This is a genomic window from Aeromonas rivuli, assembly GCF_000820045.1.
Classification (GTDB): Bacteria; Pseudomonadota; Gammaproteobacteria; order Enterobacterales; family Aeromonadaceae; genus Aeromonas; species Aeromonas rivuli.
This window is the reverse complement of record NZ_CDBJ01000027.1, coordinates 162,849-176,401: the sequence shown is the minus strand read 5'-3', so window position 1 is coordinate 176,401 and position 13,553 is coordinate 162,849. Positions and strand designations below refer to the sequence as shown.

Here is a 13,553-nt window from a genome sequence, read left to right as displayed (position 1 = left end):
AACCCCGCCGAGGTGACTTGACCCATGGTGGCGTCGCCACGGCCATTCAGCTATGCAGTCTATCGATGGTTTAGCATAGAGATATGCAGCATTGCGATGGTTGGCCATCATGGCGCCGGGTAAACGAAAGGTGTGATGGGGGAAGGGTGAGCAAAATAGGGTTGGGCGGCAGTTGTCACTGGTGTACCGAGGCGGTATTTCGCTCGCTGCGCGGCGTGGAGGATGTGGAGCAGGGCTGGCTGGCCGCGCAGGATGCTGACGCCGTGCAAGGGATCGAGACGGATGCCCTCGCTAGCAGTACAGTCAATGGCGCCCTGGTTGCCGCCGGATTCAGCGAGGGGGTGATAGTCCACTTCGATGAGTCCCGCCTGCCGCTGGCGCTGCTGGTCGAGATCCATCTCCACAGTCACAGCGCCACCAACCCACATGCCCTGCGCCATCGCTACCGCTCCGCCCTCTATTGCTTCGATGAGGAGCAACGCCACCGGGTGGCCGAGATGCTCACGGGCCTGCAGTCGCACTTTAGCGAACCCCTGCTGACCGAGGCGCTGCGCTATCGTGACTTCTCGCCATCCCGTCCCGGGATCCGCGATTACTACTATCGTCAGCCGGACAAGCCTTTTTGCCAGATCAGCATCCAGCCCAAGTTGCGGGCCCTGCTCGCCGATTATGGTGACTGGGTCGATGCGGCCCAGCGGCGCACCATCCTGGAGGCTGAAGCGGAACTGGCCCCACAGTCGAGCGAAGGGGGTATCCGTGCTGACCATAGGTGATGACGGCGTGACATCAGGAGAGCAGAGCGCTGAGTGGGTTCCCACTCGCCTGTCGATAACAAGAAAGGCCCCGCGGGGCCTTTTTGCATGGTGCTGTTACTTGAACACCACCGTCTTGTTGCCATAGACGAAGACCCGCTCGTTGAGCACCAGCTCCAGGGCGCGGCTCAGCACGGATTTTTCCACGTCCCGGCCCGCCTTGGCCATGCCCTCGGCACTGAAGGTGTGGCCCACGTGGATCACATCCTGCTCGACGATGGGGCCTTCATCCAGATCGTCGGTGACGAAGTGGGCGGTGGCGCCGATGAGCTTCACGCCGCGATCGAATGCCTGGCGGTAGGGGCGCGCCCCGATGAAGGCGGGCAGGAAGGAGTGGTGGATGTTGAGGATCTTGCGCGGATAGGCCTCGACGAAGCTGGGGGTCAGCACCCGCATGTACTTGGCTAGGATCACGTAGTCCGGCTGATAGCCGTCTATGATGGCGCGCACCTGCTCTTCGTGCTCGGTGCGGCTCAGATCTTCATGGCTGACGGTATGGAAGGGGATATCGAATTTACCCGTCAATTCAGCCAGGGTGTCGTAGTTGCCGATCACCGCCACTATGTCCATGTCCAGGGCGCCCGCATAGTTCTTCATCAGGATGTCCCCGAGGCAGTGGGTCTCCTTGGTCACCAATATGACGATCCGCTTCTTGCCCGCCTTGACCAGGCGACGCAGGGCGCCAGCGGGCAGAGCATCATCGAGATCCGCCAGCAGGGTCTCGTCATTGAAACGCCCCTCCAGCTCGGTGCGCATGAAGAAGCGGCCGTTCTCGTGATCGACGAACTCGTCGTTCTTGTTGATGTTGAGCTGGTGCTTGTAGCAGATGTTGGTGATCTTGGCGATGAGGCCCTTGGCGTCCTGGCAATCCGTGAGCAGTATTTTCTTTTCCATGTCTGTCATCATTTCCGTAGTGTGGTGGCCATCCGGGCGGAGCAGTGTATCCGCCGGGCTTGCTGGTTAGGCACTGCCTTTGCGGCACAGTTTTTGAGGCACTATGCCATAAAGGAAAAGCCCAAGCACAGCCCGGGCGTCAAATCTCGACAGCTTGCGGTTTTTAGGCCCGCATGCTGGCATCGCGGGACAAATTTCTTTAGTCTGTCTGCGCTTATTCTCAGGGCGGGGCGAAATTCCCCACCGGCGGTATCCCGATTGACTCGGGGAGCCCGCGAGCGCCCGACTCGTCGTCGGGGTCAGCAGATCCGGTGAGATGCCGGAGCCGACGGTCATAGTCCGGATGAAAGAGGATAAGACAGCGTGTTCCACGCGTGGCCCTTTCGGGTGGCCGCCGCATGCCTCTCTCTGTCTGCTCCATGCCCTGATTCTGGTACTTGTGAAGTTAACGGAGTCTTACCATGAATCAGTCTTTACTCAGTGAATTTGGTCATCCCATCGAAAGAGTCGAAGCGGCTCTGGCATCCCTGCGCGCCGGTCGCGGCGTACTGGTTGCCGACGATGAGGACAGGGAAAACGAAGGGGATCTCATCTTCGCGGCGCAGTCCATGACCAACGCCCAAATGGCCATGATGATCCGCGAGTGCTCCGGCATCGTCTGCCTCTGTCTGCCGGAGGATAGAGTGCGCCAGCTCGAGCTGCCCATGATGGTGGAGGCCAACTCCAGTCAATACCAGACCGCCTTCACCGTCACCATAGAGGCGGCCCAGGGGGTCACCACCGGGGTCTCCGCCGCCGATCGCATCACCACTATCAGAGCCGCCATCGCCGATGGCGCCAAGCCGTCCGATCTCAACCACCCAGGTCACGTCTTCCCGCTGCGGGCTCGCAATGGTGGTGTCATGAGCCGTCGGGGTCATACCGAGGCGACCGTGGATCTGATGCAGCTGGCAGGACTCAAACCGTTCGGAGTGTTGTGCGAAGTGACCAACGAAGATGGCACCATGGCGCGTCTGCCGGATCTGGTGGCTTTTGGTCGCCAGCATCAGTTGCCGGTGCTGACCATAGAAGATCTGGTGCTGTATCGTCAGATGTTGACAGAGCGTTCGGCCTAAGTTCCATACGAAATTGTAATAAGGACATTTTTTGGTTACGCTTTGTCCGAACCTCATCACTGAGGCCCCGTTTTGTTTGAAATTTGCGCAAATCGTGCAAATGGAAAAAAAAATGAGGGTTTTAGTGCATTTATCTGTGATGAGGCCTATCCAAAGTAAGAATTTTTTGTGCCATAATCACGCCGCTTGCTAAACGTCTGGCGAGCTCAAGGGAGCTTTAAAAATGAAAAAATTGTTGTTGGTAGGTGTTGTTGGTCTGTCTGCCCTGCTGGGCGGTTGTGCTAACACCAGCGAACTGGAAACCTCCGTACAGAACCTGTCTAACAAAGTTGACCAACTGGCTCAAGATGTTAGCGCTGTTCGTGCTGATCAATCCAAAATGGCCGCTGATGTTGCTCAAGCCAACCAAGAAGCCATGCGCGCTAACCAGCGTCTGGACAACATGGCTACTTCCTACAAGAAGTAATTCATGCGAAAAAATGGCGCAGTCTCTGCGCCATTTTTTTTGCCCAAAATTTGCCTTTTCCTTGCCAGGTCCCGCCAGTTATCCCCTCTTTTCTTGTTTTCCCGACAGTGTCTGTTTCTCTGATCTCATTGATAAAAAAGAGCCATGCCCTTCGGCATAGCCCTCTCCTCTCATCGCACCAGTAAGACTCAATAGAGTATGCTGTAGAGCTTGCGTCTGAAACCGGCCACCGCCGGGTGAGCCCCCATGGTCGCCAGGATATCGAGATAGGTCTTTCTCGCGTCACCGAAGCCGAGATCCCGCTGCAACACGGTCAGCAATAGGGTGAGGGCCTCCTCCTGACGTCCCGCCTGGTGGTAGAGCACGGCCAGCTCCTGAGCCAGGGCGAAATCGTCAGGGGCCTGCTGATAACGGGCCTCCAGAGCACGCAGCTCCGGGCTGTCAGCGGCTTGTTGAGCCAGTGCCAGACGCGAGCAGAGGGTGTGATAGTGATCATCCTGGGCTGCCATGGGAACTTGAGCGAGCCGCTGCGCCGCTTCGTCGAGGCGATTGAGATCGAGGGCTGCCTGGATGAGCCAGAGATGGATATCGTGGCGATCCCCTGCCAGCTGATGGGCTTTGGCGAGATCGGCATAGCCCTCATCGGCCTGCCCTTCGGCGAGGGCTTGCTGTCCTCGCTTGAGCAGCTCTTCCTCTTCCTTGGGAGAGAAGGCGGCGAAATAGGTGCGCAGGGTCTGTTCATCTTGCGGACCCTCCAGCATGGCTTGCTCATCCGGTTGTCCCTGGTGGAAGAGCACCAGCGCGGGCAGGGCACGCAGGCCAAGCTGACCGGCCAGCGGTTGCAGCTGGGGATCGTTCATGTCCACCTTGGCCAGGGTGACCTGCGGGTTGTTCTCACCTACAAGCTGTTCGATGAGGGGGGTCATCCCTTGGCATTCCGGCATCTGCGGCGCATAGAAATAGATGACGACCGGTTTTTGCATGGAGGCATCGAGCAACTCGATCTGGAAATTCTGGGGATGGATGTCAACGATCATGAGACTGGCTCTTGGCTAGGGGTTTTTATCAAGATGGGGTTGTCCTGTCATGATTTCAAGACATTCATCGAGCTGATGCAGGTGCACGTCACTCGTCCTGCCCGCGAGACTGAGCCAGCCCCCCTGCCAGGGCCAGTCATGGACCCGGTAGTCGACCCCGTCGAGGTGGTTGAGCAGGCGCCACTTCTGCTGCGGTACAAATTCCACCTTATCCAGTCCGGCGGCTATACCGCCCCCATGAGCCTTGAGCACGGCCTCCTTGCGTGACCAGAGTCGATAAAAAGCCGAGTTCTGCTCGGCCTGTGGCAGGTCGGCCAGGTACTGATATTCGGCTGCAGCGAAGAAGCGCTGGGCGAGGGGCAGGGGGGAGCGAGCGCGGCGACCGAGTTCGAGATCGACCCCAAGAGGCCCCTGGTCACCAATGGCAATCACCAGCCAGTCGCCGCTGTGACTCAGGTTGAAATGGCAATGATCCTGCCCGGGGCCGGTGAGGGCGGGCTTGCCATGGGGGCCTGTGTAAAAGTGCAGGTTTTGCGGGTCCTGGCCAAGATGGGAGGTCAATAACCGGTTAAGCACAGCTCGGCTGACGAGAAATTCCTGGCGGCGCCTGGGCTGCTTTATCTGTTGCCATTGCTGGCGCTGCAACGCATTGAGCCATGGCTCCAGGCCAGACAACTGGGTTTGGGCCACGTTGGTAGCATTTAACAAAAACAGATCCGTAGTTGTCATCATTATTCACTTAAAAAAATCGATAAAGCAGGGATAAATAGCACACAGTAACTGGTCTGCAGCGGCTTGTCGGCAGGGTATCTTGTTTGGCTATCCTCACATTAATGATGAAAAATAACGCATTTTTTTGCAAAAGTGTGAGCTTGATAGGGATTTTCACTTGCCTCGATAGGATTCTTGGATATAGTCGAGGACTGTTGCATTTCATAATTTGCCTGCCAAAGGCCGTATTTTAACAAGTTTTAACAACTTTGCGGGGATAAAGGATTGCGTTACCTGATGCTACTGCTGGTCTCACTCGGCATGGTGGGTTGTGCCTCGGCACCCCAACCTGATGTCGCTAGTAAGATCGAGGTCTCCATGATGGAGCCCGTGGTTGAACCGGAAGTCAACCAAACACCTGACGTAAACGAAATTCTGACTGTATTCAAAGAGTGGCGTGGTACTCCCTACCGTTTCGGTGGTACCAGTGAACGCGGCATAGATTGTTCCGCCTTCGCCCGTGAAGTGTATCGCAACGCAGTGGGTATTGAGTTGCCACGTGATACCCGCTCTCAGGTGCACGAGGGCACCAGAGTCTCCAAGCAGGAACTGGTTGAAGGGGACCTGGTATTTTTCAAGATCAGCTCCCGACTCAATCATGTGGGCATCTATGTGGGCAATGGCGAGTTCATTCACGCCTCGACCCGAGCCGGTGTAACCCGCTCCCGGTTGGACAATCAGTACTGGCGCAATAAGTTCTGGCAAGCGCGCCGCATCGAGATCTAAGAGCCAGGCTGGACAAACCGTTCGCAGTACGGACAGTTTCTCCAACCTCACTCAAACCGGGCCCTGGCGGCCCGGTTTTTTATGGCCATCATTTAGACTTTTGCGGGCCGACTCTCTATAGTGTGGGCCCGCTTTTCGCCAGGATTGACCAGGCTCCAGATGACTAGGCCCCCAATGACCAGAGAGACAACCACCAAAGCCGGATTGCATCCCCGCAATCGCCATCATGCTCCCTATGATCTGGCGGCTCTCTGCCTGCGCACTCCCGAACTGACCCCCTTCGTGTTTACCAACGACCATGGTACTCGCACCCTGGATTTTGCCGACCCCGCCGCCGTCAAGGCGCTCAACAAGGGGCTGCTGGCGTTGCATTACGGCATACGCCACTGGGATCTGCCCGCGGGTTACCTCTGCCCGCCGATCCCGGGACGGGTCGACTACCTGCACCATGTGGCCGACCTCATCAGCGAGGGGGAAGCGGCGCCGCGGACCGGCAAGGGGGTGAGGGTGCTCGATATCGGTGTTGGCGCCAACTGCATTTATCCACTGCTGGGTTGTCGTGAGTATGGCTGGCGCTTCGTTGGGGCCGACATCGATCCCGTGTCGGTCAAGGCGGCCAACTTGCTGGCGCTCAGCAATGGTCTGGGCAAGCAGATCGAGTGCCGATTGCAGACGGATGCTCGCCGGATGTTTCACGGCATCATAGGGTCCGGGGAGCGCTTCACCCTGACCCTGTGCAACCCGCCGTTTCACGGCTCCCTGGCAGAGGCCAGTGAGGGTACCCGCCGCAAACTGCGTAACCTGGGCAAGGCCGAGGTTGGCAGCGAGGCTCCTGTGCTCAATTTCGGCGGTCAGAAGGCCGAGCTTTGGTGTGATGGGGGCGAAGCGGCCTTCCTCGCGTCCCTGATCCGGGAGAGCCGGGACTTTGCCGGTCAATGTCTCTGGTTCAGCTCGCTGGTCTCGAAAAAAGAGAACCTGGCGGCGGCCAAGCAGGCAATCACCCAGGCAGGCGCCAAGCGGCAGCAAGTGATCGAGATGAGCCTGGGTAACAAACAGAGCCGGATCCTGGCCTGGAGCTTCCAGAGCGACAATCGCTGGTCCGACTGAGCTGAGTGCGCAGGAGAGCCCCTGTGGCGCGTCGTGCTGCATGGCGACGCTGAAGCCGACAACCTCTGGCCGGGAGGCTGATACTCCTCCCTGGCCCGCTCCCAGAGCCTCAGCGCCCCGGCTCTGGGGCAGAGGCGGATTGACCACTTTCCTCCTCGCCCCTTGCCCCCTTGTCGAGTAATGACCTTGACCTCATGCCCAGGGCGTGATCGGGCCGATCCCCGCGCAATGACAAACCCCTGACGCTCCCCGGCAGGGGTGTTGGTCGTCATGTTTTTCGTCAGATGAGGCGAAGCTATTGCCTTGATGAGGCACTTTGGCCATTTCAGGCTGCGCTATCTGGGCAAGGGACCCGAAAGCAGATAATCGTTTTTCCACAGGACTGGCGCGGCCTGGGAAGCTCATGTGAGTGGTCACTCTCGCCGCCGGTACAGTTGTACGCCGAGATTTTTTTGCACTTGCAGCTGAAACTTTCATAAAATAGGACTGGTTAGACCTGTTCGTTGGTTAATTAGAGATAGGGATTGGTTAATGAAAGTGGTCGATTTTCTGAAGCGAAAGCGCGAAATCTTGGCGCAACACCCCTTTGAGCTCAAGGATTGGCTCTCGCCGGCTATCCGTGACTACTGGCGTGAGTTTCAGCAGAAGGCGCACCTTCACCCCTTGCTGGGGCGGGTGCTCGACGCCCATGGCCAACCCGTTGTCGAGGTGGAACAACAGTCCCAGCAACGTCAGGTCGTGAACGGTCAGGGCATGGCACAGCCCGCGCCGGCGATTGCCCTCGAAGGGGAAGCGGCCTTGGTCTTCGACCGCTTGCAGGCCCAGCTCGGCGAGGAGACCCATGTCGGTGACTGGCTCCACATCAGCCAAGATATGGTGAATCAGTTTGCCGCCGTCACTGGCGATCACCAGTGGATACACACGGACCCGGATCGCGCCGCCGCCGAATCGCCATTCAAGAGCACCATAGCCCACGGTTTTCTGACCCTGGCGCTCTTGCCTCGACTGACAGGGTCGGTGGATGAGGAGAACCCCGAGTTCCCCACGGCGCGCATGGTGGTCAACTTTGGTCTGGATCAGGTGCGTTTTCCCTATCCCATCAAGGTGGGCAGCAATGTGCGCGCCCGCACCAAGCTCATTCGAGTGACTCCCATCAAGGGCGGACTGGAACTGCTCAAGGAGATCAAGGTGGAGATAGAGGGCGTGCGTCGCCCCGGCTGCGTCATCGAATCTGTCGCCCGCCTCTATTTCTGACCTCCGCTGTCAGGGCCAAGGATTGATAACGCACTATTAATGCCTGGGTAGCGACAGGCATAATGACAGGGCCGCCCGGCCCTGTTTTGCTATCTGGCCGCCGGGCCTCCCACACTCATTGAGCCTCATGCTCACAAGGAATTCCCCATGGCCTCTCACCTTGGCGCTCTCACCCTGCTGGTCGCTGACTATGATGCCGCCATCGCTTTTTTCACCCAGAGCCTAGGCTTCACCCTGCTCGAAGACACGCTGCTCGACGAGCCTGGCAAACCGGGCAAGCGCTGGGTCATGGTCGCCCCGTCCACCCAGCCTGGCTGCGCCCTGCTGCTGGCACGGGCCGCCAATGCCGAGCAGGCGTCCCATATCGGCAAACAAGGGGGCGGGCGGGTCTTTTTGTTCCTGGAGACCCAGGATTTCTGGGGTGACTATGAGCGGATGCGCGCAGCCGGTGTCCACTTTTGTGAACAGCCGCGGCAGGAGAGTTACGGCACTGTGGTGGTGTTTGAGGATATCAGTGGCAACCGTTGGGACCTGTTGGCGCGCCATGCTGACAGTCGCGACTGAAAACGTTTATTCTCCTCGCTGTCATAAAGTCATAAAAGTGTCATACAAAATTCTAATAATTGGCGCACCAATCTTCATGAGGAGAGAGAAGGGATATGGCAAAGCGAATACTGGTGGTCGAGGATGAGGCACCGATCCGCGAAATGCTCTGTTTTGTACTGGAACAGAAAGGATACGAAGCGATAGAGGCGGCGGACTTCGCCGAGGGGCTGGCCAAGGTGTGCGAACCTTACCCTGAACTGATCCTGCTGGATTGGATGATGCCGGGGGGTAGCGGTATCCAGTTCCTCAAACAACTCAAGCAAGATGAGATGACCCGCCAGATCCCGGTGGTCATGCTCACTGCCCGGGGTGAGGAAGAGGACAAGGTGCGCGGCCTGGAGGCCGGTGCCGATGACTACATCACCAAACCCTTCTCTCCCAAGGAGCTGACCGCTCGCCTCCATGCCGTGATGCGTCGTGTGTCGCCCACCTCGGTGGACGAGGTGATCGAGGTGCAGGGGCTCAAGCTGGATCCCGTCTCCCACCGGGTCAGTGCCGAAGACAGGGCGCTGGACATGGGACCGACCGAATTCAAGCTGCTCCACTTCTTCATGACCCACCCTGAGCGGGTCTACAGCCGCGAGCAACTGCTCAACAACGTCTGGGGCACCAACGTCTATGTGGAAGACAGGACGGTGGATGTGCACATTCGCCGGCTGCGCAAGGCAGTCGAAGGCTCTGGCCACGACAGATTGATCCAGACGGTGCGCGGGGCAGGGTATCGCTTCTCCACCCGTCTCTAGAGGCAGCTATGTTGCAACCCTACGCCTGGCGGCGACAGTTGTGGCGAATGGCATTTTTCTACCTGCCCTTCGCCTTGTTTGGATGGTTGATGGAGTGCCTGGCCCTGAGTCTGCTGGCAGCCACCTGCCTGCATCTGGCGTGGCATTACCGTTTCCAGAAGCGGCTCTCTGACTGGCTGTGGCACGAACGCAGCCTGGTGCCGCCCAGCGGTAGCGGCAGCTGGGAGTACATTTTCAACGGTATCTACAAGCTGCAACAGCGTCATAGAGCACGGCGTCGGGAGCTGGCGGGGCTGATCCGCCGTTTCCGGGAGGGGGCCGAAGCACTGCCCGATGCCGCCGTGGTGTTTCGTACCGATGGCAGCATCCTCTGGTGCAACCGGCTGGCCGAGCAGTTGCTCGGCTTTCGCTGGCCGGAGGATGCGGGCCAGCATATCGGCAACCTCATTCGCCAGCCCAGCTTCGTCAGCTACCTCAACAAGGGTGACTATGATGAGCCCTTCGAGATGCACTCCCCCATCAACGAGGAGAAGTTTCTCGAATTTCGCATCATGCCCTATGCCGAGGATCAGGCCATGTTGGTGGTGCGGGACGTGACCCGACTGCGCAGCCTGGAGAAGACCCGCAAACACTTCGTGGCCAACGTCTCCCATGAGTTGCGCACCCCGCTGACCGTGCTCAAGGGCTATCTGGAGATGACCGAAGAGCCGCCCCCTCCGGCCATGTGGGCCAAGGCGCACAAGGTCATGATGGAGCAGACGGTGCGCATGGATAATCTGGTGAACCAGCTGCTCACCCTGTCGCGCATCGAGGCGGCGCCGGACATCGATCTCTCCCACAGGGTCGACATGCCGGCCATGCTGTTCCTGCTTGAACAAGAGGCGCGGGCGCTCTCCGGCGAGCGATCCCATGTCATCGAGTTTCTGGTTCAGCCGGATCTCTGGCTGCTTGGTGATGAACATCAGTTGCGTAGCGCCGTCTCCAACCTGGTTTACAACGCGATCCACTACACGCCGCCCGGTCGCAAGATAGTGGTGGAGTGGCGCAGGCAGGGCTCCCAGGCACTGTTTGCGGTGAGCGATGAGGGGGAGGGGATCACTCCTGATCATCTGACGCGGTTGACCGAGCGTTTCTATCGGGTCGACAAGGCGCGCTCGCGGCACACCGGCGGTTCCGGGCTTGGCCTTGCCATCGTCAAGCATGCCCTGAGTCATCACGACACTCACCTGGATATCGACAGCCGGGTCGGCATGGGCAGCCGATTCAGTTTCCTGATCCCGGCGCGCCTGGTGGTGGCAAAGCCTGCGATCGCAACGGCAAAATAGAACCCATTGATTGTCTTTCTGAGGTTCATGAAGGGTCGCAGCCGCGGCCCTTCATGTTTTCTGCTTATCTGGTGGTTTGTCATCAAAGCGTCATGAACAAGACATAAATTTGTCACTGCCAGGTCAGATACTGGCGCCGTCTTAAAGAACGGACCTTCTGTAATTTTGGAGAGATTGGATGAAACTCAACAAATTGGCTGCTGTTATCGGTGTGACTGCTGCAGTGGTGTTCTCTGCCAGCACAATGGCTTACGGCGTCGACAAAAATCTGCCTGAATACGCGCCGGTTAGCGGCATCTCCGGCAACTTGTCGTCCGTGGGTTCCGATACCCTGGCCAACATGATGACCCTGTGGGCCGAAGAATTTAAACGCGTCTATCCGAACGTCAACGTTCAGATCCAGGCCGCGGGTTCCTCCACAGCGCCCCCCGCCCTGACCGAAGGCACTTCCCAGTTCGGCCCCATGAGCCGCGCCATGAAGTCGGGTGAAGAGGAAGCATTCGAGAAGCGTTATGGCTACAAGCCGACCGCCATTCGCGTCGCTGTCGATGCCCTGGCCGTGTTCGTCAACAAGGACAACCCCATCAAGGGGCTGACCATGCAGCAGGTCGATGCCGTCTTCTCCAGCACCCTCAAGTGTGGCGAGAGCAAGGCCGCTACCCAATGGGCTGATCTGGGTCTGGATGGCAACTGGTCAGGCAAGGATTTGCAACTGTTCGGTCGCAACTCGGTATCCGGTACCTACGGTTACTTCAAGGAGCACGCCCTCTGTGATGGCGACTTCAAGAGCGGCGTGAACGAGCAGCCCGGTTCTGCCTCTGTGGTGCAGTCTGTGTCAGCGTCCCTCAACGGGATAGGTTATTCCGGTATCGGTTATGTCACCTCTGGTGTGCGTGCCGTGCCGCTGTCCAAGGATGGCAAGACCTTCGTCGAGGCCAGCGCCGACAACGCCATCACCGGCAAGTATCCGCTGTCACGTTTCCTGTATCTGTACGTGAACAAGCACCCGAACAAGCCGTTGGCCCCGATGGAGCAGGAGTTTGTCAAACTCATCCTCTCCAAAGCCGGTCAGACCATCGTCGCCAAAGACGGCTATGTGCCTGTCCCGGCCAAGGTGGTCGAAGCGGACATGAAGAAGCTGGGCCTGATGTAATCCCACTTCCCGATAAAAAATGTCAAAAACGAGCCCAATCGGGCTCGTTTTTTTATGGGGGCAAAACAGGGCGGCCAAGCATAGTCACTTGCGCGCGGCGCCGCCTTTCCCGAAAATAGGACATTCCCAGCCACAAGGATCCTGTTGATGATCTCTGCCCTCTCCAAAGTGACACTGCTGGCCGCCAGCACCCTGCTGCTCGGCGCCTGCGCCCAATCCCCCACAGGCCGCAGCCAGATGTTGCTGTTTTCCCCCCAGCAGATGAACCAACTCGGGGCCGACTCCTTTAACCAGATGAAGCAGCAGGAGAAGGTGAGCAAGGATGCCAAGCTCAATGCCTATGTCTCCTGCGTCGCCAAGGCAGTGACTGCCCAGGTGCCGAGCAGCTATGGCATCACCAGTTGGGAAGTGGTGGTGTTTGACTCCAAGCAGGTCAACGCCTTCGCCCTGCCTGGTGGCAAGATTGGCGTCTATAGCGGCCTGCTCAATGTGGCCAAGAACCAGGATCAGCTCGCCACCGTCATCGGTCACGAGTTGACCCATGTGCTGGCTCAGCACTCCAACGAGCGTCTCTCCCGCGATCAGCTAACGGGTCTTGGCATGGCGGTCGCCGATGCGGCCCTGGGTAGCAGCCAGGGCAGTGGCGCGGCCATGGCGGCGCTCGGGCTGGGCGTTCAGGTCGGCGTGAGCCTGCCTTATGGCCGGGAGCAGGAGAGTGAGGCGGATCGACTGGGGCTGGATCTGATGGCTCGCGCCGGTTTTAACCCGGCCGAGGCTATCCCGCTCTGGCAGAACATGGCGCAGGCCGCCGGGGGCAAGGCGCCTCCCGCGCTGCTCTCTACCCACCCGAGCAATGAGAGCCGCATCAGTGAGCTGAGCGCCGAACTTGCGACGGCAACTCCCCTCTACCAGCAGGCCCGCGCCGCCGGTCTGACTCCCCAGTGCAAGAGGTAATGCCAGAGGTGACCCTGCGCATGGCCCGCCAGCAGGATGCCGCCGCCATGACGGTGTTGCAGCGAGCCAGTTGGCTGGCCGCCTATGGTGAGGTGCTGGGCGCCGACTTGCTCGACAACCTGTCCCCGAGCGTGCATTTGCAGCTGTGGCGCAAGCGGCTCGGGGGTCATGACCCAAGGCCCATGCTGGTCTGTGTCCAGGACGTGGTGGTGGGTCTGCTCTATTGGCAGCATCAGGAGGGCGACATCGGTCCCGAGGCGCATATCCGTGCCCTCTATCTGCATCCGGCTCATTGGCGCCGTGGTCATGGCAAACGGCTCTGGCAGGCGGTCGCCATGCAGATGCGGCGCGCCGGGTATGAGCGGGTCAGCCTCTGGCTGCTGGCGGGCAACCAAGTGGGGCAAGGCTTCTACCTGCGCCGCGGTTTTCGGTTCGATGGCACCGAGCGCACCCTGAGCCAGCAGGGCCGACCCTGCCTGCAGCAAAAAATGTCCCGCGATTTGTGACGAGGCGCCGTTTTTTCGGGGTGGGTCACTTTATTTTTCTTGCGAATTAATACAATGGCGAGCTCAGGAACAGAGTCGTTTTCT

15 protein-coding genes and 1 riboswitch are annotated in these 13,553 nt (G+C 59.0%); of the genes, 12 read left to right on the top strand and 3 right to left on the bottom strand.

Annotated elements, in window-relative coordinates; translation table 11 throughout:
* Nucleotides 1–146 precede the first annotated feature (146 nt).
* Nucleotides 147–773, top strand: coding sequence for a peptide-methionine (S)-S-oxide reductase (locus tag BN1130_RS05055; RefSeq protein WP_042040702.1), 627 nt, complete (start codon nt 147–149; stop codon nt 771–773).
* 96 nt (nt 774–869) lie between these two features.
* Here the strand turns inward: BN1130_RS05055 and purU are convergent, their stop codons facing one another.
* Nucleotides 870–1,706, bottom strand: coding sequence for a formyltetrahydrofolate deformylase (gene purU, locus BN1130_RS05050; RefSeq protein ID WP_042040701.1), 837 nt, complete (start codon nt 1,704–1,706; stop codon nt 870–872).
* Nucleotides 1,707–1,918: 212 nt separating this feature from the next.
* Nucleotides 1,919–2,065, top strand: a riboswitch (FMN riboswitch).
* A 102-nt stretch (nt 2,066–2,167) separates the two neighbouring features.
* Here purU and ribB point away from each other — a divergent pair.
* Both ribB and BN1130_RS05040 read left to right on the top strand, forming a co-directional pair.
* The gene (ribB, locus tag BN1130_RS05045) at nt 2,168–2,821 is read left to right on the top strand and encodes a 3,4-dihydroxy-2-butanone-4-phosphate synthase (protein WP_042040700.1); all 654 of its coding nucleotides are present in this window, start codon (nt 2,168–2,170) and stop codon (nt 2,819–2,821) included.
* Nucleotides 2,822–3,044: 223 nt separating this feature from the next.
* The gene (locus tag BN1130_RS05040; RefSeq protein WP_005897212.1) at nt 3,045–3,287 is read left to right on the top strand and encodes an Lpp/OprI family alanine-zipper lipoprotein; all 243 of its coding nucleotides are present in this window, start codon (nt 3,045–3,047) and stop codon (nt 3,285–3,287) included.
* A 188-nt stretch (nt 3,288–3,475) separates the two neighbouring features.
* Here the strand turns inward: BN1130_RS05040 and BN1130_RS05035 are convergent, their stop codons facing one another.
* Together BN1130_RS05035 and BN1130_RS05030 are read right to left on the bottom strand one after the other, a co-directional pair.
* On the bottom strand, nt 3,476–4,324 hold the full coding sequence (locus BN1130_RS05035) for a tetratricopeptide repeat protein (RefSeq protein WP_042040699.1): 849 nt from the start codon (nt 4,322–4,324) through the stop codon (nt 3,476–3,478).
* 15 nt (nt 4,325–4,339) lie between these two features.
* Nucleotides 4,340–5,032 (bottom strand): 4'-phosphopantetheinyl transferase family protein, encoded by a 693-nt coding sequence (locus BN1130_RS05030; protein ID WP_232301930.1) that lies wholly within the window; start codon nt 5,030–5,032, stop codon nt 4,340–4,342.
* A 300-nt stretch (nt 5,033–5,332) separates the two neighbouring features.
* On the opposite strand from BN1130_RS05030, the gene BN1130_RS05025 reads away from it, so the two are divergent.
* From BN1130_RS05025 to BN1130_RS04985, 9 genes are all read left to right on the top strand, one after another.
* Nucleotides 5,333–5,821: a C40 family peptidase gene (locus BN1130_RS05025; RefSeq protein ID WP_005897199.1), complete on the top strand. Its 489-nt coding sequence runs from the start codon at nt 5,333–5,335 to the stop codon at nt 5,819–5,821.
* A gap of 174 nt (nt 5,822–5,995) precedes the next feature.
* Nucleotides 5,996–6,928: a 23S rRNA (adenine(1618)-N(6))-methyltransferase RlmF gene (rlmF, locus tag BN1130_RS05020; RefSeq protein ID WP_042040698.1), complete on the top strand. Its 933-nt coding sequence runs from the start codon at nt 5,996–5,998 to the stop codon at nt 6,926–6,928.
* A gap of 531 nt (nt 6,929–7,459) precedes the next feature.
* A complete protein-coding gene (locus BN1130_RS05015; RefSeq protein WP_042040697.1) occupies nt 7,460–8,182 on the top strand; it encodes a MaoC family dehydratase in 723 nt (240 codons plus the stop codon).
* 147 nt (nt 8,183–8,329) lie between these two features.
* A complete protein-coding gene (locus tag BN1130_RS05010; protein WP_042040696.1) occupies nt 8,330–8,746 on the top strand; it encodes a VOC family protein in 417 nt (138 codons plus the stop codon).
* A 95-nt stretch (nt 8,747–8,841) separates the two neighbouring features.
* Entirely contained in the window at nt 8,842–9,531 is a 690-nt protein-coding gene (phoB, locus tag BN1130_RS05005; protein ID WP_042040695.1) for a phosphate regulon transcriptional regulator PhoB, read from the top strand.
* Nucleotides 9,532–9,539: 8 nt separating this feature from the next.
* The gene (gene phoR / locus BN1130_RS05000) at nt 9,540–10,856 is read left to right on the top strand and encodes a phosphate regulon sensor histidine kinase PhoR (RefSeq protein ID WP_042040694.1); all 1,317 of its coding nucleotides are present in this window, start codon (nt 9,540–9,542) and stop codon (nt 10,854–10,856) included.
* Nucleotides 10,857–11,034: 178 nt separating this feature from the next.
* Nucleotides 11,035–12,009, top strand: a complete 975-nt coding sequence (locus tag BN1130_RS04995) for a PstS family phosphate ABC transporter substrate-binding protein (protein WP_042040693.1) — start codon at nt 11,035–11,037, stop codon at nt 12,007–12,009.
* 147 nt (nt 12,010–12,156) lie between these two features.
* Nucleotides 12,157–12,963, top strand: a complete 807-nt coding sequence (locus tag BN1130_RS04990) for a M48 family metallopeptidase (protein WP_042040692.1) — start codon at nt 12,157–12,159, stop codon at nt 12,961–12,963.
* Entirely contained in the window at nt 12,963–13,469 is a 507-nt protein-coding gene (locus tag BN1130_RS04985; protein WP_042040691.1) for a GNAT family N-acetyltransferase, read from the top strand. Before BN1130_RS04990 ends, BN1130_RS04985 begins: the two co-directional genes overlap by 1 nt.
* Nucleotides 13,470–13,553: the final 84 nt, after the last annotated feature.

Coding starts and splice junctions, on each gene's coding strand:
- phoR (WP_042040694.1), top strand. CDS start 9,540: ATGTTGCAACCCTACGCCTGGCGGCGACAGTTGTGGCGAATGGCATTT.
- BN1130_RS04995 (WP_042040693.1), top strand. CDS start 11,035: ATGAAACTCAACAAATTGGCTGCTGTTATCGGTGTGACTGCTGCAGTG.
- BN1130_RS04985 (WP_042040691.1), top strand. CDS start 12,963: ATGCCAGAGGTGACCCTGCGCATGGCCCGCCAGCAGGATGCCGCCGCC.
- rlmF (WP_042040698.1), top strand. CDS start 5,996: ATGACCAGAGAGACAACCACCAAAGCCGGATTGCATCCCCGCAATCGC.
- purU (WP_042040701.1), bottom strand. CDS start 1,706: ATGGAAAAGAAAATACTGCTCACGGATTGCCAGGACGCCAAGGGCCTC.
- ribB (WP_042040700.1), top strand. CDS start 2,168: ATGAATCAGTCTTTACTCAGTGAATTTGGTCATCCCATCGAAAGAGTC.
- phoB (WP_042040695.1), top strand. CDS start 8,842: ATGGCAAAGCGAATACTGGTGGTCGAGGATGAGGCACCGATCCGCGAA.
- BN1130_RS04990 (WP_042040692.1), top strand. CDS start 12,157: ATGATCTCTGCCCTCTCCAAAGTGACACTGCTGGCCGCCAGCACCCTG.
- BN1130_RS05015 (WP_042040697.1), top strand. CDS start 7,460: ATGAAAGTGGTCGATTTTCTGAAGCGAAAGCGCGAAATCTTGGCGCAA.
- BN1130_RS05040 (WP_005897212.1), top strand. CDS start 3,045: ATGAAAAAATTGTTGTTGGTAGGTGTTGTTGGTCTGTCTGCCCTGCTG.
- BN1130_RS05010 (WP_042040696.1), top strand. CDS start 8,330: ATGGCCTCTCACCTTGGCGCTCTCACCCTGCTGGTCGCTGACTATGAT.
- BN1130_RS05025 (WP_005897199.1), top strand. CDS start 5,333: ATGCTACTGCTGGTCTCACTCGGCATGGTGGGTTGTGCCTCGGCACCC.
- BN1130_RS05035 (WP_042040699.1), bottom strand. CDS start 4,324: ATGATCGTTGACATCCATCCCCAGAATTTCCAGATCGAGTTGCTCGAT.